Raw genomic sequence first — 20,019 nt, forward strand, 5'->3', positions numbered from 1 at the left:
CGACCGCAGCTCCCGCTAACTCCTTCAGAAACAAGCGCTTCGGCGTTGGCACGCCGATTGCTGAACCTTTCGCATTGGCGACCAGTCGCCATTCGGAAGGAGCTTGATCATGAAGATGACATCGACGCGGATGCGCACGCTTGCGTGCGCGTTCCTCGCCGCCACGGCCGGCTGCGCCGGCGCGAGCGCTTATTCGCAGACGATGGGCTCGGTCTGGGATTCTTCTCAACTGCCGGAGTCGCGCGGCCGGGTGAAGCAATACACGTTGACGCCGCGCGGCGACGTTGACGGGCTGATCCTGGCCGACGGCACGGAAGTGAAGCTGCCGCCGCATCTCTCGGCCCAGGTCGTCTATACGATCCGACCGGGCGACGAGGTTTCGATTCGCGGCATGCGCGCCCGGGCCATTCCGCTTGTCGATGCGGCTTCCGTCACCAATGTCGCAACCGGCAGGAGCGTGGCCGACAACGGGCCACCGCGAGGGCCCGAGCGGGGCGGCACGCAACAGACCTTCAACGGCCGGATCGCCGCGGCGCAGCACGGCAAGCGCGGCGAAGTGAACGGCGCGTTGCTCGACGACTGCACCCAGCTTCGACTGCCTCCGCCGGAAGCCGAGCGTTTCGCGGACTGGCTGCAACCCGGGCAGATGGTTTCCGTACGCGGAGAGCTACTCGACACCGGGCCGGGCAGGGTGGTCGACGTGCAAGCGATCGGCACTTCGCCTGGTCAGATGACCGAGCTCGACGGACCGCGTCCTCCGCGCGGCTCCAAGGGCGGTCCCGACCGCTTCGGACCGCCTCCGCCGCGCGGCTGAGTAAGACAGAGAATTCCAGAAGCCAACAGACCAGAGAGGAGAACAACATGCATTGGATCGATCCCGATTGCCTTCCGGAAGTGAAAGGCACCGTCGAACGCTTCGTTCTCAACCCGCATGGCGAGATCGACGGCTTCAACAGCGAGACGCGCCCGTCCGTCCTCGTCCACACGCCGCCACACATGGAGGCCGAGCTCACCCGCCACGTCAAGGCAGGCGACGTGGTCAGCGTCCGTGGCGTCCGGCCGCGCAAAGCCGATCTCGTCGCCGCGGTCGCAGTGATCACGACGAACGGAGCGCGCATTATCGACCAGGGACCGGGCCATGATCGCGAACATCCCAAGCTAGAGAAAAGGAAGATGTCGGCCGAGGGAGCGGTGCGACTCTCGCTGTTCGGCCCCAAGGGCGAGCTTCGCGGCGCGCTGCTCGCCGACGGCACGGTGATCCGTGTCGGTCCGAACGAGGCTGAACCGGTTGCCAAGTTCCTTGCGCCGAACGCGAGGATCGCCGCGAGAGGCGACAGCGTCGAAACCAAGCACGGCAGCGTGCTGCATGCGAAGGAGATCGGCACCGACAGTGACGATCTGCGCCCGATCAAGGAGGCAAAGCCGAAGCCCAAGCACGAGGCAAAGCCCAAGCACGATCAGGCCGTACGCGCCTGAGCCGGAGACGTGAAAAGAAATTGGCGGAATCACATCGAAGGTCGAGGGCGGACATGTCCAGCGATTCGAAATCAAGGCAACGCGCCAACCGCGCCCTCGATGCCGCCAACTTCTTCCTGGCCGATGTGCGCGACGGGCTCGGGCCCTATCTCGCCATCTATCTCCTGACCGAGCAGAAATGGGACGAAGCCAGCATCGGCATGGTGATGTCGATCGCAAGCTTTGCCGGCATCGTTGCGCAGACGCCGGCCGGCGCCCTGGTGGATACGACAAGGGCAAAACGTCAGTTGATGATCTGCGCGGCGCTGATCGTCACTATCGCCTCTCTGACCTTGCCGCTTTGTCCGGGCTTCTGGCCCGTTGCGGTATCGCAAGGTATCGCGCATGCCGCGGGCGTGATGTTTCCGCCGGCGATAGCTGCCGTGTCGCTCGGCGTCGTAGGTCGTCGCGCCTTCACTGCCCGCATCGGCCGCAACGAGAGCTTCAACCACGCCGGCAATGCGATTGCCGCGACGATTGCGGGCGGCACAGCCTATTTCTTCGGCCCTCAGGTCGTCTTCTATCTTCTTGCTTCTATGGCGATCGCAAGTCTCGTCAGCGTGCTGGCGATTCCGGAAGACGCGATCGACCATGACCTCGCACGCGGGCTGCACGGGAGAAGCCTCGACAGAGCTCTGGAGCGCCCGTCAGGCCTGGGCATCCTCCTGACTTGCCGCCCGCTTCTCATTTTTGAGGTTTGCGTGACGCTGTTTCATCTCTCGAATGCGGCGATGCTTCCGCTGGTCGGGCAAAAGCTGGCGCTGCAGGACAAGGATCTCGGCACCAGCCTGATGTCGGCCTGCATCACCGCTGCCCAATTCGTCATGGTTCCGATGGCGGTGCTGGTGGGCGCGCGCGCCGACCGATGGGGGCACAAACGCTTCTTCCTCGCCGCGCTTCTGATCCTGCCCCTTCGCGGCGCCCTCTATACACTGTCCGACAACGAGGCCTGGCTCGTCGGCGTGCAGCTTCTCGACGGCATCGGCGCCGGCATCTTCGGCGCGATCTTTCCCGTGATCGTGGCCGATCTGACGCGCGACACCGGGCGCTTCAACGTCGCGCAAGGCGCGACCATCACGGCGCAAAGCATCGGCGCGGCGCTCTCCACCACGCTCGCAGGACTTGTCGTCGTCAAAGCGGGCTATAGCGCAGCCTTCCTCACGCTCGGCGCCATCGCGGGGATCGGCTTTGGAGTGTGCTGGTTCGCATTGCCCGAGACGCGCGTGCGGTCCGGTATGGGTACAAGCCGACTGACGCGGAGAGCCCCATCGGCTTCCGGCATCGCTGCAGGATGATTCTTTTTCTTTTGGAGACGACAGGACAATGCCGCCGCACGAATCGCTTCTGACCTTGAGCATCATTGTCCCGGCAACCGCCGGCGTCATCATCAGGCCATTTCGCTTGTCCGAGGCGATCTGGGCTGTCGGGGGCGCCGTCGCGCTGATGATTTGCAACGTCCTGACCGCACGCGAAGCGCTGCACGGCGTCGCCAAGGGTCTCGACGTCTATTTCTTCCTGATCGGCATGATGCTCACCGCGGAACTTGCGCGGTGCGAAGGTCTCTTCGACTATCTGGCCGCGTTCGCAGTCGAACATGCCCGTGGCTCGCCACAGCGATTGTTTCTTTTGGTCTACGCCGTCGGCATTCTCGTCACCGTCCTCCTTTCCAATGATGCCACCGCCATCGTGCTGACGCCCGCGGTCTATACCGCGACCCGCGCCGCCGGCGCGAATGCCCTGCCCTATCTCTTCGCGTGCGCCTTCATCGCCAACGCCGCGAGTTTTGTGCTGCCGATCTCCAATCCCGCCAACCTGGTCGTGTTCGGCGAGCGTATGCCCCATCTGTTCGAATGGCTGCACCAATTCGCGCTGCCTTCGATTGCCGCGATTGCAGTGACCTATGTCGTGCTTCGCCTGACACAGCGCCGTGCGCTCGCCAAGGGAGACATCGAGAGCCGTGTACCGCATCCCAGGCTCGGCCGCGGCGGCAAACTCACCGCAATCGGCACCGCCGCGATCGGCGTCGTGCTGCTGACCGCTTCGGCACTCGACGTGCCATTGGGATTGCCGACTTTCATTTGCGGTGCTGTTATGGCCGCGGCCGTGCTCGCTCTTAACCGCCAGTCGCCCTGGCCGGTGATGAGAGGCATTTCCTGGAGCGTGTTGCCATTGGTCGCTGGATTGTTCGTGATGGTGGAAGCACTGGTGAAGACCGGCGCGATCGGCCATCTCAGCGCGCTTCTACAAGCGGGGATCGAAAGATCGCCGAGCCACGCCGCCTGGGGCGTCGGCCTCGTCACCTCGATCGCCGACAACATCGCGAACAACCTTCCCGTGGGCCTGGTGGCAAGCTCTGTCGCGGCCAACGACCACCTCCCTCCATCGGTGCTAAGCGCGATGCTGATCGGAATCGATCTTGGACCCAATCTCTCGGTGACCGGGTCGCTTGCGACGATCCTGTGGCTGGTGGCGCTGCGGCGGGAAAAGATCGACGTCACCCCGTGGCGATTCTTGAAAATTGGCGCGCTGGTGACGCCGCCCGCATTGCTCGCAGCGCTTGCTGCAGCGATCATGTGAAGGCAATGCACCGGGGAACGACGGACGCGAAAGCTGGCCGTTGCCCCAGCGATCTCTGACTAAGCCGCGCTCAGCAGAGCGACCCGGGCAAATCATCGGCGCCGAGGTCGTCGCCCACCTCAGCTAATACGCAAACAGCTCGATCGGGTCGCTGAAGCCGCGCACCGGAAATTCGCCGACGCGTTCGAGATCGAAATCGTTTGCGGCCATGTCGGCGAACGCGCGGGACAGCAGCACCGTCCGTCCCAACTGCTTGGTGAGGGTTTCGAGGCGCGAGGCCATATTGACTGCGGGCCCAATGACGGTGAAGTCAAGCCGCGTGCGCGAGCCGATGTTGCCGTACATGACGTCTCCGACGTGGACGCCGATGCCGAAGTTCAACGGGGCCCCACCGCTCTCCCAGCTCTTCTCGTTCAGGGCGGCCATGGCCTGACGTGCCTCGGTCACGGCATGCAGCAGGTTTGCACAGGCCGACGACTGGCTGAGCGGAAAGATGGCGAGCAGACCGTCGCCCATGAATTTCAGGATCTCGCCGCCGTGCCGCGCAATCGGCTCCGACATCGCGTCGAAATAGTCGTTCAGCAGACCGATGACGTCGTCGCGCGGCCAGCTGTCCGAGATCCGGGTGAAATCGCGCAGATCGCAGATCATGATCGCGGCATGCACCGTCGTTCCGCTGCCGCGGCGGGTGGCGCCGGCCAGGATGAGCTCGCCCGCATGCGACCCGACATAGGTTTCCAAGAGCGTACGCGCCAGCCGGTTCTTCATGCGAATTTCGCTGACCAGCGCCAGGATCGGCATCAGTCGCCGCAGACCCGCGATATGTGCGTCGTCGAAGCCGCCGGGCCGGTCGGTTGAGAAGGCCACCGCATGCCGCTTGCCGAGCGTATGGTACATCGGCCACGCCACATAATCGGTCAGGCCCTTCGACCGCAACTCGTCATAGACGCCATGCTTGCGGCCCAGAGCGGGATCGCGTTCGAGATTCTCGCGTATCTCGGCGGCGCCGCCCTGGATCTCCTCCACCGGACTGCCGATATATTCGGATCGCTGCCTGACGTCGTAGTCGACCCGCGTAATCGCGGCCTCCTGCATCCCGTCAGCCCAGAGGATCCGGGCGCCGAGCCATTGAGGGTGCTGGATCAGGAGGTGGAGGGACGCCCGCTTGATCGGAATTCCCGCGCGCTGAAGCCGCACGCACAGCTCGGCGAAAATATTGTCGACGAAGCGCTCGTCGCGTGTCTCATTCGCCAGCCAGTGCACGACGTCGTTGTCTGAATCCCTGGCGGCGGAATCGGTGTTTGGGTTTGGCGGCGCGTTCATATCCTGCTCCTGAGCGGTGACCCGGATCCGGCGGTACCGACTATGTCGTGCTCCCGCTCGACGACGTCAACACACCGGCGTTCAACGACGACCCGAGTTGGACGCTGCCGATGCCGGGCCGCTATGTCATCGGACACGACGGCGTGATCCTCTATTCCGAGGTGAACCCCGACTACACCCATCGGCCCGAGCCTCAAGACATGATCCCGGTGCTTCAGCAGGCTGTCGCCGTCAAGGCGTGACGGCGTGCGGCGGCCGGTGGAGCGCAAACTCCCGCGACCATCGGCCGCCGTCGGTCGCGCGGTTTCACCAACTATCCCGCGGCCGCGGCGGTCTCGGCGGCCTGAGCGACATCCCATCACCCGTTGTCATTGGCCAGCGAGGAGGCATCGCCCTTCCTTGCGGGCCTGTGCTTGGCAGAACGTGCCGAGGCGGACGTCTCTGCAAGCGTTGCAACGGTGGAGGCCGCAGGCCTCGCGAACACCTCCCGGCCTGATAGCTCCTGTGTCTTGCGCCACTGCGCGGGAGTGACCCCCATATGACCCTTGAAGGCGCGCTGGAAAGCCGCTTCCGATTGATACCCGACCAGCTCAGCCACGGCTCCCGTAGAGAGGGATGATCGCCTCAGTTCGTTCGCGGCCAGGGGCATCCGGATACCGGTCAGGAGATCGGCGGCCGATCGCCCGAGCTTCTCCTTGAATTGGCGAGCGAGCGTCGCACGCGACATGTTGCAGAGACGCGCAAGGTCCGGCAGCGACCATGCGCGCGCCGGCTCGTTGAACAGAGCAGCCACCGCCGGCGCCAGGCGCGGATGTCCGGCCATCGCCAGAAGGCCGCGCGGCGCATCATCGATCTCGCTGGCAAGGCGCAGCGCAAGCGCGAACATCGCCGTCGACAGCGCGTTCAGCATCGCGCGTCCGCCCAGCCGATCGTCGGCGGTCTCGCTGCGCATCAGCGAGACGAGGCTCGCAAGCTGCGCAGCCGTTTCTCTCTCGCCTGAATACGTCCCGGCGTGGACGATCAGGTATGGCGGCAGATAGTTGCGGAGCAGGCGATCATGCGGCGGCGCGATCGCGAAATGTCCGCAGAGCAGATCGAGCCGCTCGTCCGAGCCGAGGTTTTCACTGATCGTGAAGTTGAGGGACGCGCGGTTGCGGGCCGGCAGCGGCGCAGCCCCGCTGCCGTCATGCATGACGTGACGGGGATTGCCGGGAAGCAGCAGGATGTCGCCGGGCTTGAGCTGCAGCGGCCGGCCTCCCGCCGGGTTTTCCAGCAGCGCGGAGCCGGCGAGCACCGCGTGATACGGGATTTCATTCGGCTCGCCCGGCCCCTGGTCGATACGCCAGGGCGCGCCGTAGGTGCAGCGCAGATCGAGCCGGCCACGCACCGGCATCATCTCGAACAGCCGGCTGAGCCAATCCATGACGACCTCCCTCGAACGGCGAATGTGAGACGATGGAGCATATATTCGAGCCCCCGAAACATTCAACGTCTCAAGGCGGGTGCCTATCGTCACTCCGCAATCGTTCACCACCCCAACCAACGGAGTGCCACCATGTCCCGTCTCTCGGTCCCCAATCTGGAATCCGATACCGGTCCGTCCGGACAGGTCTACGCGCAAATCAAGAAGGCGATCGGCGCCGTGCCGAACACCTTCGCGGCGATCGCCGCCCACGGTCCCGCCGCCCTCAAGTCGATCCTCGCCGCCGATGCGGTGCTGGCCGGCGGCAGCCTGACGAAGCGCGACCAGGAAGTCATCAAGCTAGTCATCAGTGCAGCAGGCGGCTGCGACTACTGCGTCGCCGCCCACAGCTATCTCGCCAAGCTCGCGGGCGTGAAGCCCGAGGTGCTGAAGCAAATCCGCGATAGCGAGCCGAGCGGTGATGCCAAGCGCGACGCGCTGGTGAATTTCGTTCGCAAGCTTGCACAGTCGAGCGGCACCGTCAGCGACGCCGATTTCGCGGCGATCAAGGCGGCCGGCTACACCGACGCGCAGCTGGTGGAGATCAGCCTCGCTTTCGCGACGACTGTCTTCACCAACGTCTGCAACCGCATCAACGACACCGACATCGACTTCCCCGCGGTCGCGTGACGCAACTGCGCCGCACCGTCACATGAAAGGATCACGACCATGACTACGATCACAACCACCACGCAGAACCCGCTCGTCCGCGTGCTCAACAAGTCCGGCCTGCTCGCGGACGGCCTCGACTATCACGTCGTGCGCGCCGCGATGGTGATCATGTTCTTCTTCTTCGGTTACCAGAAGTGGTGGCCATATGAATTCGAACGACTGGTCCCGTTCATCAGCAACGGACCGCTGATCTGGTGGCTCTATCCTGCGTTCGGCCACGCCGGCGCCAGCTACTTCCTGGGCGTCTCGGAGTGGACGTTCGGATCGCTGCTGCTCGCGGGCTTCTGGGACAAGCGGCTCGGCGTCCTCGGCGCGCTGGGTTCGACCGGCACCTTCATCGCAACCGTCACCATCATTCCGTTCATGCCGGACGCTTGGGACGCCGCGGCCGGAGGCTTCCCCGCGATGACGGGCAACGTGCCCTTCCTGATGAAGGACGTCGTCCTGCTTGCCGTCTCGCTCTATCTCCTGCGGCAGGACGTGGTTCGCCTGACGCGGCAATAGAGTGGCACTCTGCCGAGGGCGATGCGTTGCCGGCGAGCTTCCCGCTCGCCGGCAATTGCTTATGCCTGAGGTTCTGCCGGATCGGCAGCGCATGGTCAGGCGATCGCCTCGAGGCCGCACCATTCGGCGATGAACAGCGCCAACGTCTTGGTCACCTTGCGCAGCGATTCCAGATAGACGCATTCGTCGAACGCGTGGGGATTGCGGCAGCAGGGACCGTAGACCAGCGTCGGGCAGTTGGTGTAAAGGCCGAAGAAGGGCGCATCCGTGGTGGCGGCGAAAGCGTGCTCCTTGAGATCGTCGCCCCAGACCTCCGCATGACAGCGGCGCAGCACCGCCTCCTGCTGCTCGGCCCCGACCAGATGATAGCCCTCCGCCATGAAGCCGGGATAGGAGATCCGCGGCGGGTGCGTCGCGAGGAACGGGTTGCGTGCCGACACATCGGTGATGAACTGCTCGAACTCGGCGCAGGCGTCGACCGGGGACTGGCCGGGGTAGACCGCGACCCGCACCTCAAACGCGCACGCCGACGGCGCACTCGACGTCCACTCACCGCCTTCGATGCGGCCGACGTTGAAGTTGATCGGATGGGGATGGTTCTGGAACGGCGGATAGTCACCCTTCCGCGCGTTCCTGCGCGTCTTGAGCTCGCCGAGCGCCTGGATCAGCTCAATGGCATTGTTGATCGCGTCGGCTCCCTTGCCGAAGTCGCCGGACGCATGCCCCGGCGCACCGGCCACCTCGACCCGAATCCAGATCGGGCCGATCTGTCCACGCAGCAGCTTCGGCTCCAGTGGCTCGGGGATGAAGGCGGCATCGGCGGTGTAGCCGCGCACGACGCAGGCGAGCGCGCCGTTGCCGGTGCACTCCTCCTCGACCACCGACCGCACATGCACCGTAGCGGCCGGCTGCAGCGCGAGGCGGTGCAGCGCCTTCAGCGCGAAGGGGCTGGCCGTGAGCCCCGACTTCATGTCGCCGGCGCCGCGGCCATACATCCAGCCGTCCTTGATGACGGGCTCATAGGGACCGTAGGTCCACGACGTCGCGACGCCGGTCGGCACCACGTCGATGTGGCCATTGAGGATTAGCGAGCGGCCGGTCGCGGCTTCCGGGCGATGGGTGCCGACCACGTTCCACGATTTCTCATAGGAGATCGATACCGGCGAGAATCCGGGATAATCGCGCATGCTGTCGGCGTCGATCACCCACTTGTCAATATCGAGACCAAGCCCGGCCATCGCGTCCGCCATGACCTCCTGGGCGGCGGCTTCCTCGCCGCGCTGCGAGGGGACGCGCACGAGCTGTTGCAGGAACTGCACCTGTTCGTCGAACAGGGCGTCAACCGCGGCAAGAATTTGCGCGTTCCGGGCGGTGCCGTCTTTCACACTCACGGGAAAAATGTCCTCTCGGTTCTTGTCATTGTTTGATCGCGAGCTGGATCACGCGGGTCTGATCGGTTTCCTGAGCCCTACAGCGAAGCCAGCACGTCACCCAAGGCCGCGATGAGCGTGTCCGCATTGTTACGCGAGAACACCAGCGGCGGACGGATCTTGAGCACGTTGGCATTCGGCCCCGAGGCGCTGATCAGAACGCGGCGCTCCCGCAAGCCGTTGACCAGCCGCGTCGTCGTCACCGCATCGGGTGTTTTCGCCGCGGGATCAGCGACGATCTCGACACCGATGAACAGGCCGGCGCCGCGCACGTCGCCGATCTGCGGGAAGTCGCGGCCGAGCTGCTGCAATCCCTGGCGCATATAGGCGCCGACATCGGCCGCGTTCGTCTGCAAGCCTTCATCCTTGATGATGTCGAGCACGGCCAAGCCTGCCGCGGCAGCCACGGGATTGCCGCCGAAGGTGTTGAAATAGCGTGCCCGCTCGCCAAACTCCGCGACGACCTCAGGCCGGACGATGACGCCGGACATCGGATAGCCATTGCCCATCGGCTTGCCGATGGTGACCATGTCGGGCGCAACGCCATGGCGCAGGAAGCCCCACATCGCATCGCCGGTGCGACCGAAGCCGGGCTGCACTTCGTCGGCGATGAAGAGACCGCCGGCCGCGTGGATGGCATCGACCGCGGGCTTCAGGAAGCCCTTGGGCTCGGCCATCACACCGTCGCTGGAGAAGATCGTATCCACGATCAGCAGCGCCGGCTTGATGCCGCGCCGCTCGAGATCGGCGATCGCGGCGCGCACGTCGCGTCCGAAGCGCTCCGCGATGTCGCCCGGCGCCGTGCGGTAGGAATCAGGCGCCGGCACGGTCCGGACATGGCCGCCGAGATGCACGAACTCGCCGAGCGACGGCGAGAATTCGGCGACCGCGCCGGTCAGGCCGTGATAGGCGAGGCTCGTCACGATGATACCGGTGCCGCCGGTCACGTGACGGGCGATGCGCACTGCGAGATCATTGGCCTCGCTGCCCGTGCAGGCGAACATGACCTGGCTAAGCGCGGCGGGAAACGTCGCCGTCAGCGCCTCGGCATAGGAAATGATGGCTTCGTGCAGGTAGCGCGTATGCGTGTTGAGGATGCCGGTCTGCCGCGTGATCGCCTCGACCACCCTTGGATGGCAGTGCCCCATCGAGGCGACGTTGTTGTAGGCGTCGAGATATTTGTTGCCGCTGGCATCATAGAGCCAGACGCCCTCGCCCTTCACGATGTGCAACGGCCGCTCATAGAACAGCCGATAGGCGGTGCCGAGCACGCGCTGCCGCCGCTCGATCAGACGCTGCTCCTCGGGACTGAGCCGGGCGAAGTCCTCGGCGGTGAAGGCGTTGACCATGGCCATGTGCTTAACCCTCGCAATTGGATGAGACGAACCGCTCGAGATCGGACGCGGACAGTCCGGACAGACGCTGCAGGCCCTGCCAGGCAGCGTGATGGTTTCGCAGGATGTAGTCCCTGTTGTCGGGCCGGCTCGCCGCCCGCCATTCCGAGATGATGATCGACATCGCCACCCGTGCCTTGATAAGGACCGGAAGCACGCGGACCTCATCGGCCTCGAGCCGAGTCACGGTGCCGTAGCCGCGCAGGATCGCGCCCGCGAGGTTTTGCCAATCGTCGGTCGCCAGGTGATAGGCAAGCGCCACGGCGAGATCGTTGACGCGCGGCGCAAACACCATGTCGCCGAAATCGATGATCCCCGCGATCTCCAGCGGCGCCGCTGCATCGACCAGGATGTTGTGGGGATTGAAGTCGTTGTGGATGATCTGGTGCGGCAGCCAGCCCGCCGCCTGTGGAATTTCTTGCGCAAAGGCATCGAGCACGCCGCGGACGAGCGGCTGCCGCTCGTCGCCGACATGCCCGACGAGATCGGCAAGATCGAGCGTATGGCTGATGTCCCAGAGCAGCTTGCCGGCGGGCGGACGTCCCTGAAAGCTGGCGAGCCCCTGACCGAGAATCGCCAGCACGCGGCCGAGATTGTGGTTGCGAGCGGTCGATGCCGGCAGACGATAGAGCTGGTCGCCGTCGAGGTAGCTGAGCAGCCGCACCTTCCGGACCGCACCGTCCGCCAAGGCCAGATCGTAGCTGCGCACGCCCTGCAGGGTGGGGATAAGCCGCGGCACCGGAACGTCAGGCGCCGTCGCCTCCAGATGCATCAGCGCGCCGTCCTGAAAGGCCAGCGAAGCCGGATCTTCGACGGGATTGGCGATCTTCAGCACGTAGACATCGCCTGTCGTGGCGACGAATTTGAAGGTTTCGTCGCGCTCGCTCGACAGTCGGGTCACCGAACCGGACAGACAGTAGATCCGCGCGACCAGATCCTCGACCTCGGCAACCGGCAGCAGCGTCCAGTGCGACGACAGCACATCGCCGACCGAAGCACGAGATTCGTTCAAGGTCGCCACATCATTCATTCCGGCATCCCGACATACATACAACAATTACGCTGTGACATGCACTCGCGACAGCCATTTCGAAGGAGGCTGCCGCGAGTAGCTGTTGACGGCGTAGGCGGAGCGATCCGCCCGGCCGAGCGCAACCTTGGCGACGGCTTCATCCTCGAGCGGCGGGACCAGATCGACAGGAATGCACCGCCGGCAATGAGCGCGAACAGGGCCGCCAGCGGCCCCCCACTGAACGCCATCAAGCTCAACCGGCTGTTTCATTCCAAAGATCGCCGAGATCCGGGGGTCTGCCGGTGCTGCACGACATGATCGAGAACATGTGGCTGCGGATGGGGCCGCTGATCGCGGCGGTCCATGTCTCGGGCGGACGGCCCATGATCGCCTATCACTACGAAATCCTCGACGCGCTCCGGAGGCGCGACCCCGCCGCCGCGGAAGCCCGCCCGACATCAATGCGACAGCGGAAATCCTGCTGCAGTCGGTCCACCGCACCGAGGGCGGGCAACGCGACCGGCGGAGCATCCCGCAGCGGCTTCACCTGGATCGATCGCGCTCCCCCGGATTACCGTTGCCCGACAACGCCTGCGCAGCGCCGCCAATGCCGCGACGAAAGGCTTCGTCGAAGGTCACACCGCGCATCCGCCACGTATAGGACCTGCCGCGCCAGTCGATCCGCCACTGCGTGGCCCAGCCGAGATCCTTGTCATCCCACACCAGTCGTCCGACCAAGGCGGCTTCGCCGCCCTGCGGCGCGGCGATCGGCGTCAATTTCGCTGACGGCACCTTAGTGAGGTCGGCTGCGGTAATGCTCGATGCCGCGAGCGCCGCCGCACTCGGCAGAACAAAGCGCATCCCGCGCTTGTCTGCCGCGGCCGATAGCGCGTCGCGCTGCAGGTCCGACTGCATGCCGTCGGCGGTGACGATGTAGTCCTTCGGACCTTGCTGCATCTCGACGAAGACGCCGAGCACCGGCCGCTGAGCTTTCCACGGCTTGAGGCCGAGCGTCGCCAGGAGGCCGTCGATCTTCTGCTCGTCAAAGCTGACCGTCAGATCGTAGGGGCGGTCGCGGGTGCCCTGCTCGTCGTGATGCGGCTTGCCGGCATACTGGTCATGATAGCTGAAATCGCTGACGAACTCCCTGGCCCTCGATTTGTACGCACCGAGCCGCTTGTCGCCCGCGAGCGCCGGCTGACCGGAGACCTTGATCAGTACGTCCTCCAGGCAGGCACCAAAACCGATGATGCGGTTCGGCTCGCCCTGACCGGTGACGACGGTCTGCGCGCGGTAGAGATCATCGGCCGCTGCCGCCATCGCCCCGCTGCTACCGATCAGGGCTGCTGCGACGATCGCCCGGGCCACGCTGCGCACGAGTGTACCGGTTAGAGCCCTTCCCGTCTCAAGCAAGGCAGCCATGCTCACCTCCCGCGCCGCGCTCGGTCCGTACAGATTGACCGCATTTCGCCGCGGCGCCAACAGGTTCCGACATGGGCACCATGCTGCGCGCTGCGTCGCACGCTATGGCCACGCGCGGCCGGCCTGACATATGCTGAAGTCCTGGGTGGCGAGGCTGGGAGCGCCGTCCGCGACAAGAATCCTTTTCGGGAGACGCCCTTTGAAGTGCTACGAGTTGCAAGGCCCAGGTGGTGTCGACGCGCTCGCGCTGGTCGACAAGCCGATTCCGCAAGCCGGTCCCGGCGAGGTTCTGGTCCGGCTGACAGCGGCGACGCTGAACTATCGCGACCTGCTGACGGTCAAAGGCGGCTACGGCTCGCGCCAGAAATTTCCGCTGGTGCCGGTCTCCGACGGCGCTGGAATCGTCGAGGCGGTCGGCGCCGGCGTGAGGAATTTCGCGCCCGGCGATCGCGTCATCGGCAGCTTCTTCGAGGACTGGCTCGGCGGCGAGCCGAGCGAGACGCGGATGCGCGCGGCGCTCGGCGGCAGCGTCGACGGCGTGCTGACGGAGTACCGGCTGTTCCCGGTCCGCGCGCTGGTGCGCACACCGGATCATCTGAGCGACATCGAGGCCGCGGCACTGCCATGCGCCGGCCTCACGGCCTGGAGCGCGGTGGTCAAGCTCGGCGATGCGAAGCCCGGCCAGACGGTGCTCACCCAAGGGACGGGCGGCGTCTCGCTGTTCGCGCTGCAATTCGCCAAGATGTGCGGCGCCCGGGTCATCGCGACCTCCTCCAGCGACGCCAAGATCGGGCGGCTGAAGCAGCTCGGCGCCGACGTCACGCTGAACTACAAGACCACGCCCGACTGGGGCAAGAAGGCGCGCGAACTGACCGGGCGCGGCGTCGATCTGGTCGTCGAGGTCGGCGGCGTCGGCACACTGAACGAATCGATCCGCGCCACGAAGATCGGCGGCACCATCGCCTTCATCGGCGTGCTCGCGGGTCCTGCGACATCCGACACGCGGCTGCCGCTGATGGTGATGCAGCAGCAGCGGCTGCAGGGAGTCACGGTGGGCTCGGTCGAGGACCTGCAGGCGCTCTGCGACGGCATCAGCATGCACGGCGTCAAGCCCGTGATCGACAGGGTCTTCGCGTTCGACCAGGTCAGGGATGCATTCGCGCATATGGCAAGCGGCGCGCATTTCGGCAAAATCGCCATTGCGATCGGGTAGCGCGTCGAAGACACCCGGCATCAACGCCTACCGTCCTGTGAACTGCGCCTTGCGCTTCTCGACAAAGGCCTTGCGGCCTTCCTGAGCATCGGCACTCTCGCGGATCACCATCTGCACCTCGAGCTCGCGGCGAAACTGATCGGCGTAGCTTGCGTGCTCGCTGTCGTCGAGCAGTTGCCGCGTTGCGATCAGCGCCCGGGTCGGCCCGTCGGCGAGACGCCGCGCAAGCGCCTTCGCCTCGTCGAGCAATCTTGCGTCGTCCACCACCTCGCGCACCAATCCCCACTCCTTGGCGCGCTCGGCCGACAGCGGCTCGTTCAGCAGCATCAGATCGAGCGCGCGCTGGCGGCCGATCAGGCGCGGCAGCAGCCAGGTCGAGCCGAGATCGGGCACCAGGCCGATGCGGCTGAACACCTGGATGAAGCTCGCCGATCGGCTTGCCAGGATGATGTCGCCGGACATTGCGAGGCTGAAGCCGCCGCCGGCCGCAACGCCATTGACCGCGACCACGACTGGCACGCGACATTCGCGCAAGGCCTGCAATGCCGGCCAATAATACCGCATGACCCCGGTGTAGATGTTGTCGCCGAGCGACTGGAACGCCTTGAGGTTCTGCCCCGAGCAGAAGCCGCGTCCCTCCCCCGTCAGCACCAGCGCGCGCAGGTCGACATCGCGGGTCATCTCGCCAACCGCCATCGCGAGATCGCCGAGCAGCTCCGGCGTCATCGCGTTCAGGGTGGCGGGATCGTTGAGCGTCAGGATGACGATACTCCCGTCCCGCTCGCGCTTCACTGCGGTCATTTTCCTCTCCCTGCGCCGGCTTGTCGTTGGCCCTCACTGTGCCACGACAGCCACGTGCCGCCAACACGGCACATCGCTGTTGCGACGGGCTGGAGCAGTCCACCGGGCGCAAGTTCCTAGTTCTTCGCACGCCGCTTCTTCGCGGCTTTTACGGGACGTTTCGCCGGCGCGGCCCGCTTCTTCGGCGTCGCACGATTGCTGCGCTTGCGCGGAGCAGCACGCTTGGCCGCCGCCTCCCGAACATCCGCAACATCGTTCGAAGTGCCCCTCCGAGCGTTCGTGCGGCCTCTCGCCCTGCCGCCGCGACCATCGAGCGGGGTCGGATTCCTGATTTCGTTCTCGATCTCGTCGACCGTCACCGAGCGCAGGAAATTCGGGTTCTCGTAGCAGGCGCGCAGTTGTCCGGGATCAATCCGTCCAGCGTCCTTGTTGCCGCCGCCCGCCTTCCAGGCAGCATCCCAGATCATCGCGAGCGTGCGGACGCCGAGCGCCATCACCTTGCCGGTCTGCGCACCAAGCTCGTCCCACAACGCCTGCACATGTGACGGGGAGCCCTCCGCGAAGCTCTCCTCATAGACATCGATGATCCGGCGCGGCGGCAGGATCTTCGCCACGTCCCGCATCGTCGTCAGCGTCGCGATCGCGGCGCTGCGTCCGTCCGGGACCAGCGCCATGCCGTGATCGGCAGCGAGGTTCTTGCGGATCTCCTTGAACAGCAGTTCCTTGCTGGCGGCCATGTTGATCATCTGCGTCTCATAGACCGAGTGCACGCCTTCGCCGCGGAACGCCGGCAGCTTGTTGCCATCCTTGTCCTTGCGGCTGCTGTCGCGCGGGAAATCCGGCCGTTCGGCCTCGATGCCGTCGCTCATGGTCGAGCCATGGAGCGGTTGCGAGGCGTCGCCGACATAGTGGGCCAGGGTGCCGGCGGCGGCGAGGAACATGGAGGGATCGCTTGCCGCGTAGTCCTTCATCCGCTCGAAATGCGGCCAGACCCGGAAGGGCAGGATTCCCCGATGCAGCACATCGACGGTCTCGGGGAAGTCATCGAAATAGGCGTTCCAGTTCTCGGCGGTCAGCAGATCGGGATTGGCGATGCACGCATCCGGCAACGTTGCAAAGCCCTTGAATGGTCTGTCCGCGTCGCAGTGGTGATTTGGATGCTCCGGCCCTGTCGACCGCACGCCGGCCGACTTGGTGTCGCGGCCACCAGGGACGCCGATATCGACGCCCTTGCGGTTGAGATGCGGCGACGGGTACTGCTTCCACACCACGTCCGGCACGTCGGCGAGCGCGACAAAGCCGGATGCGATCAGGTCCTTGTTCTTTGGCTCCTTGGTCAGCTTGTCCAGAGGCAGGCTGAGACTGTCGGCATTGGCCTGGAGGAAGGATTTCAACTGCCTGTTCTTGACCAGATCGATCGCCAGCGTGCCGATCGAGTAATGGCCAACCGCGCCCCAGGTGCCGGATACGCCGTCATTGCGGTCGACAACCAGCTCCACGTCGAGCAGCTTGCAGATATTGCTGAGGCTGGTTGCGACGGAATAGGTGGAGCGCTGCCTGGTTTCGGCAAAGACCTGCGCGCCCCACTCGATCGCCAGCGGCCGCAAATCCCGTTCCGGCAGCGGTCGGGTGTCCTCACTGCCGTCAGGCATCGGCATTTGCAGGTGCCAGAGCGCACCAGAATCGCCGTGATGCGTGCCCGCCGTGCCCTTTTCCGGCGCGATCAGGAAATCCGACACATAGTCGAAGCCACCGACGGAACGATAGCGGTAGAACAGCGCCTTGATGCGTCCCCGCAGCAGACCGGACGCCGCGCCCATCGCGACGACCGGCTTGTCGATCAGCTTGCGCAGCGACAGGTTCTGTTCGTAGATGTCAAACAGCGGCTTGATCGGCGGCATGCCATAGACATTCGGCGTCCATTGCCTGACATCGTCGAGCTCAACCAATCCGACATCGAGATTGACCCAGGTCTGGCGCATTGGCAGCGCGGGATACACGTCTGAAAACAGTTTGTGCGTGATCTGGCTCTTGCTGCTCGTGCCGATCTGCGAAGCTCCCTCGCGCAGCATCGCCGAGACCTTGGTGCCTTCCTCGCCGCAGGCGTGCCGCGCGGTCAACGCGTATGTGGTGTGTCCATCCGACACCAAGCAGCCGATCGTCGCCCGGTGGGTCTCCTTTTGCACATCCACATAGATCGGCAGTCCACCGCCGAACGTGGCCTTTGGCCAGGCCACGGGCGCGACACCGGGCATCTCGTCCTGCGAAATCGGCGGCGCCTTCACCGTGCAGACCGGCACCACGCGACCGTCCGGCAGATAGAGCCGCGTCGGGACAATCTGCGACGCCGGCGGCTGGTCCTTCCTGCCGAAATCCCCCGCTTCGATCCATTCGCGAACCAGCACCAGAATGCAGGGCCATGAGTAGTCGCGAGCATGCGAATTGCCGAATTCACGTGGATAGGTGAGCCGCTGCACGCCGCCGCGTGCATGCGGCCAGTCTTCTTTGTCACGGATCAAATAAAGACCGATCGCCGTGCCGACGACGTTGGCTTTGCTCATCAGGTGGAAATGATAGAGATCGCGAGCTTCGATCAGATCCTTCAACGACAAAGTGGAGAAACCGAAATCATCTTGCGTGGTATTGGACATAATATCCTCCGGTCCCGCTACTGCGGGTCTAAAGACGACATTTCTATCACAAGTTGATGACAGTCCGAAAGCGCCGTCCTGCGATCGCGGATGCGTTGCCCTTACACGACGCAAGTCCGGCGCGCGGCCATACGCAAGCCCGTTGCGCCGGTTGCCCGCCATGACGAGCTTGACCTTGCACGGGTTTTCCGGTGGTGATTTGCTCCGCTGCGCACCTCCACCGTGCAGCAAGGAAAAAGAAACAGCGCCATGCTCGACCAGTTCTCCAATTCACAAGTGATCCGCAAACCCGCCGTAACCTCCAAGGGCGGCATCGTCGCCGCGCAATCGCGCAGGGCAGCGGAAGTGGGGGCGGAGGTACTGGCTGATGGCGGCGATTGCGTCGACGCGGTCATTGCAACCACCTTTGCGCTTGGCGTGCTGGAACCCTGGATGAGCGGCGCCGGCGGCGGCGGCGCCATGGTGCTCTATCGTGCGCGCGAGAACCGCTATGAAGTGATCGACTACGGCATGCGCGCGCCCGACAGTTTGCGCATCGAGGATTATCCGCTGACCGGCTCCGGCGGCACCGCCTCCGACCTCTTTCCCTGGGCGCGGGTCAAGGACGACCGCAACCTGCATGGCCCCGGGTCGATCGCGGTACCCGGCGTGGTCGCCGGCATGGAGGAGGCGCATCGCCGCCACGCCCGGCTGCCGTGGAGGGACCTGCTGGCGCCGAGCGTGAAGCTCGCCGGCGAGGGCCTTCTGGTCGATTGGTGGACCACCGCGATGATCGCAAGCTCCGCCGCCGATCTGCGCCGCTATCCCGCCAGCGCCGCCGCCTATTTGCACGACGGCCTGCCGCCTTGCGCGCAATGGGGCATCAAGTCGGTGGTGCGGATGCCGCAGGACAGGCTGAAGGCGACGATGGCCCAGCTTGCCGCCGCCGGCCCGCGCGACTTCTACGAGGGCGATCTGGCGCGCAGCATCGCCGACGACATCCACGCCGCTGGCGGCGCGCTGTCGGTGCAGGATCTCGCCGCCTTCCGCGCCCATCTGCGCGAGCCGCTGGCGATTCCCTATCGCGGCGGCACGGTCTACGCGACGCCGGAATTGACCGCGGGGCCCACCATGGCGCGCACGCTCGGCCTGCTGCAGAAGGCGTTCGAGCCCGCGCGCGGCGGCCCGGATGCGGTGGCCTACGCGGCCTATGCGGAAGCGCTGCAGGCTGCCTATCGCGAGCGGTTGAAGGACATGGGCGACGTCGACGGCCGCCGCTCGCTCGGCGCGGAAGCGATCGCCCCCTCCTGCACCACGCATTTCGCCGCGGTCGACCGCAACGGCAACATGGCGGCGGTGACGCAGACCCTGTTGTCGACCTTCGGCTCGAAATACGTGACGCCGAACACCGGCCTGACCATGAACAACGGCATCATGTGGTTCGATCCGACGCCGGGCAATCCGAACTCGCTCGCCGGCGGCAAGCGCTGCCTGACCAACTACACGCCCGTGATCGCGCAAGCAGCCGATGGACGTCGCCTCGCCGCCGGCGCATCGGGCGGCCGCCGCATCCTGCCTGCGGTGTCGCAGCTCCTCTCCTTTGTGATGGATTTCGGCATGGATCTCGACGCCGCGATCCACCAGCCGCGGATCGATGCCAGCGAAGGCGCCGTCGTGATCGGCGACGTGCGGCTTCCCCAGGCCGTGGGCGACGCGCTGCGCGGGCGCTTCTCCTACGAGGAGGCGCGCATCCAGACCATGCCGATGAAGTTCGCCTGCCCGAGCGTCGTGCTGCGCGATGGCGCGACCAACAGCGGCGCCACCGAGTCGTTCCAGCCCTGGGGCGATGCGGTGGCGGAGGCGTGAAGCGGACACGGCAAGCATAACAACAACATGTCCGGAAGGCGTCATGGGCTACGAGCAGATCACATGCGACATCGACGGCTCCCTGATGATCGTCACGCTCGAGTTGCTTGCGATCGACAAGCCGATGTCGGTCGAGCGCGGCGGCCACGCTTGCTGCGAGGGCTTGCGCCGACGGGAAAATCAGTGATTGACGCCTTC

Annotated in this window: 17 protein-coding genes and 1 pseudogene; 10 read left to right on the top strand and 8 right to left on the bottom strand. The window is 65.3% G+C overall.

Annotated elements, in window-relative coordinates; genetic code table 11:
* Positions 1-115 precede the first annotated feature (115 nt).
* From MTX23_RS29285 to MTX23_RS29300, 4 genes are read left to right on the top strand one after another with little or no spacing between them, the layout of a single operon-like run.
* Positions 116-814, top strand: coding sequence for a hypothetical protein (locus tag MTX23_RS29285; RefSeq protein WP_280978246.1), 699 nt, complete (start codon positions 116-118; stop codon positions 812-814).
* A gap of 47 nt (positions 815-861) precedes the next feature.
* A complete protein-coding gene (locus MTX23_RS29290) occupies positions 862-1,476 on the top strand; it encodes a hypothetical protein (protein ID WP_280973600.1) in 615 nt (204 codons plus the stop codon).
* Positions 1,477-1,529: 53 nt separating this feature from the next.
* Complete coding sequence (locus tag MTX23_RS29295) at positions 1,530-2,810, top strand: MFS transporter (RefSeq protein ID WP_280973601.1); 1,281 nt, start codon at positions 1,530-1,532, stop codon at positions 2,808-2,810.
* 28 nt (positions 2,811-2,838) lie between these two features.
* Positions 2,839-4,092 carry an arsenic transporter gene (locus tag MTX23_RS29300; RefSeq protein ID WP_280973602.1) on the top strand — a complete coding sequence of 418 codons (1,254 nt, stop codon included), beginning with the start codon at positions 2,839-2,841 and terminating at the stop codon, positions 4,090-4,092.
* Between the two features lie 123 nt (positions 4,093-4,215).
* Here the strand turns inward: MTX23_RS29300 and MTX23_RS29305 are convergent, their stop codons facing one another.
* Positions 4,216-5,415 (bottom strand): adenylate/guanylate cyclase domain-containing protein, encoded by a 1,200-nt coding sequence (locus tag MTX23_RS29305; protein ID WP_280973603.1) that lies wholly within the window; start codon positions 5,413-5,415, stop codon positions 4,216-4,218.
* 68 nt (positions 5,416-5,483) lie between these two features.
* Here MTX23_RS29305 and MTX23_RS29310 point away from each other — a divergent pair.
* Positions 5,484-5,657 (top strand): annotated as a pseudogene (locus MTX23_RS29310) (AhpC/TSA family protein); the annotation flags it as partial.
* A gap of 116 nt (positions 5,658-5,773) precedes the next feature.
* On the opposite strand, the gene MTX23_RS29315 reads toward MTX23_RS29310, so the two are convergent.
* Positions 5,774-6,838, bottom strand: a complete 1,065-nt coding sequence (locus MTX23_RS29315; RefSeq protein WP_280973604.1) for an AraC family transcriptional regulator — start codon at positions 6,836-6,838, stop codon at positions 5,774-5,776.
* 132 nt (positions 6,839-6,970) lie between these two features.
* Here MTX23_RS29315 and MTX23_RS29320 point away from each other — a divergent pair, with 132 nt between their 5' ends.
* A complete protein-coding gene (locus MTX23_RS29320) occupies positions 6,971-7,507 on the top strand; it encodes a peroxidase-related enzyme (protein ID WP_280973605.1) in 537 nt (178 codons plus the stop codon).
* A gap of 39 nt (positions 7,508-7,546) precedes the next feature.
* A complete protein-coding gene (locus MTX23_RS29325) occupies positions 7,547-8,053 on the top strand; it encodes a DUF417 family protein (protein WP_280973606.1) in 507 nt (168 codons plus the stop codon).
* A 95-nt stretch (positions 8,054-8,148) separates the two neighbouring features.
* Here MTX23_RS29325 and MTX23_RS29330 read toward each other — a convergent pair whose 3' ends face one another.
* The 4 genes from MTX23_RS29330 to MTX23_RS29345 all read right to left on the bottom strand — a co-directional run bounded on the left by MTX23_RS29330 (position 8,149) and on the right by MTX23_RS29345 (position 13,311).
* Entirely contained in the window at positions 8,149-9,444 is a 1,296-nt protein-coding gene (locus MTX23_RS29330; protein ID WP_280973607.1) for an ArgE/DapE family deacylase, read from the bottom strand.
* Between the two features lie 77 nt (positions 9,445-9,521).
* Positions 9,522-10,838 carry an aspartate aminotransferase family protein gene (locus MTX23_RS29335; protein WP_280973608.1) on the bottom strand — a complete coding sequence of 439 codons (1,317 nt, stop codon included), beginning with the start codon at positions 10,836-10,838 and terminating at the stop codon, positions 9,522-9,524.
* Positions 10,839-10,842: 4 nt separating this feature from the next.
* Positions 10,843-11,907, bottom strand: coding sequence for a phosphotransferase (locus MTX23_RS29340; protein WP_280973609.1), 1,065 nt, complete (start codon positions 11,905-11,907; stop codon positions 10,843-10,845).
* Positions 11,908-12,432: 525 nt separating this feature from the next.
* Positions 12,433-13,311 carry a DUF2066 domain-containing protein gene (locus MTX23_RS29345; protein WP_280973610.1) on the bottom strand — a complete coding sequence of 293 codons (879 nt, stop codon included), beginning with the start codon at positions 13,309-13,311 and terminating at the stop codon, positions 12,433-12,435.
* Between the two features lie 199 nt (positions 13,312-13,510).
* On the opposite strand from MTX23_RS29345, the gene MTX23_RS29350 reads away from it, so the two are divergent.
* The gene (locus MTX23_RS29350) at positions 13,511-14,524 is read left to right on the top strand and encodes an NAD(P)-dependent alcohol dehydrogenase (protein ID WP_280973611.1); all 1,014 of its coding nucleotides are present in this window, start codon (positions 13,511-13,513) and stop codon (positions 14,522-14,524) included.
* 27 nt (positions 14,525-14,551) lie between these two features.
* Here the strand turns inward: MTX23_RS29350 and MTX23_RS29355 are convergent, their stop codons facing one another.
* Both MTX23_RS29355 and MTX23_RS29360 read right to left on the bottom strand, forming a co-directional pair.
* Positions 14,552-15,325, bottom strand: a complete 774-nt coding sequence (locus MTX23_RS29355) for an enoyl-CoA hydratase-related protein (RefSeq protein ID WP_280973612.1) — start codon at positions 15,323-15,325, stop codon at positions 14,552-14,554.
* 116 nt (positions 15,326-15,441) lie between these two features.
* Positions 15,442-17,976 carry a hypothetical protein gene (locus tag MTX23_RS29360; RefSeq protein ID WP_280973613.1) on the bottom strand — a complete coding sequence of 845 codons (2,535 nt, stop codon included), beginning with the start codon at positions 17,974-17,976 and terminating at the stop codon, positions 15,442-15,444.
* Positions 17,977-18,225: 249 nt separating this feature from the next.
* Here MTX23_RS29360 and MTX23_RS29365 point away from each other — a divergent pair, with 249 nt between their 5' ends.
* Positions 18,226-19,821 carry a gamma-glutamyltransferase gene (locus MTX23_RS29365; RefSeq protein ID WP_280973614.1) on the top strand — a complete coding sequence of 532 codons (1,596 nt, stop codon included), beginning with the start codon at positions 18,226-18,228 and terminating at the stop codon, positions 19,819-19,821.
* Between the two features lie 43 nt (positions 19,822-19,864).
* Positions 19,865-20,008, top strand: a complete 144-nt coding sequence (locus tag MTX23_RS29370) for a hypothetical protein (protein WP_280973615.1) — start codon at positions 19,865-19,867, stop codon at positions 20,006-20,008.
* The last annotated feature ends 11 nt before the right edge of the window (positions 20,009-20,019 follow it).

It is taken from the genome of Bradyrhizobium sp. ISRA436, assembly GCF_029910015.1.
Classification (GTDB): domain Bacteria; phylum Pseudomonadota; class Alphaproteobacteria; order Rhizobiales; family Xanthobacteraceae; genus Bradyrhizobium.

Excerpts from the sequence above, each read along its gene's own strand:
- MTX23_RS29285 (WP_280978246.1), top strand. The coding sequence starts at position 116 with ATGACATCGACGCGGATGCGCACGCTTGCGTGCGCGTTCCTCGCCGCC.
- MTX23_RS29290 (WP_280973600.1), top strand. The coding sequence starts at position 862 with ATGCATTGGATCGATCCCGATTGCCTTCCGGAAGTGAAAGGCACCGTC.
- MTX23_RS29295 (WP_280973601.1), top strand. The coding sequence starts at position 1,530 with ATGTCCAGCGATTCGAAATCAAGGCAACGCGCCAACCGCGCCCTCGAT.
- MTX23_RS29300 (WP_280973602.1), top strand. The coding sequence starts at position 2,839 with ATGCCGCCGCACGAATCGCTTCTGACCTTGAGCATCATTGTCCCGGCA.
- MTX23_RS29305 (WP_280973603.1), bottom strand. The coding sequence starts at position 5,415 with ATGAACGCGCCGCCAAACCCAAACACCGATTCCGCCGCCAGGGATTCA.
- MTX23_RS29315 (WP_280973604.1), bottom strand. The coding sequence starts at position 6,838 with ATGGATTGGCTCAGCCGGCTGTTCGAGATGATGCCGGTGCGTGGCCGG.
- MTX23_RS29320 (WP_280973605.1), top strand. The coding sequence starts at position 6,971 with ATGTCCCGTCTCTCGGTCCCCAATCTGGAATCCGATACCGGTCCGTCC.
- MTX23_RS29325 (WP_280973606.1), top strand. The coding sequence starts at position 7,547 with ATGACTACGATCACAACCACCACGCAGAACCCGCTCGTCCGCGTGCTC.
- MTX23_RS29335 (WP_280973608.1), bottom strand. The coding sequence starts at position 10,838 with ATGGCCATGGTCAACGCCTTCACCGCCGAGGACTTCGCCCGGCTCAGT.
- MTX23_RS29340 (WP_280973609.1), bottom strand. The coding sequence starts at position 11,907 with ATGAATGATGTGGCGACCTTGAACGAATCTCGTGCTTCGGTCGGCGAT.
- MTX23_RS29345 (WP_280973610.1), bottom strand. The coding sequence starts at position 13,311 with ATGGCTGCCTTGCTTGAGACGGGAAGGGCTCTAACCGGTACACTCGTG.
- MTX23_RS29355 (WP_280973612.1), bottom strand. The coding sequence starts at position 15,325 with ATGACCGCAGTGAAGCGCGAGCGGGACGGGAGTATCGTCATCCTGACG.
- MTX23_RS29360 (WP_280973613.1), bottom strand. The coding sequence starts at position 17,976 with ATGTCCAATACCACGCAAGATGATTTCGGTTTCTCCACTTTGTCGTTG.
- MTX23_RS29365 (WP_280973614.1), top strand. The coding sequence starts at position 18,226 with ATGCTCGACCAGTTCTCCAATTCACAAGTGATCCGCAAACCCGCCGTA.
- MTX23_RS29370 (WP_280973615.1), top strand. The coding sequence starts at position 19,865 with ATGGGCTACGAGCAGATCACATGCGACATCGACGGCTCCCTGATGATC.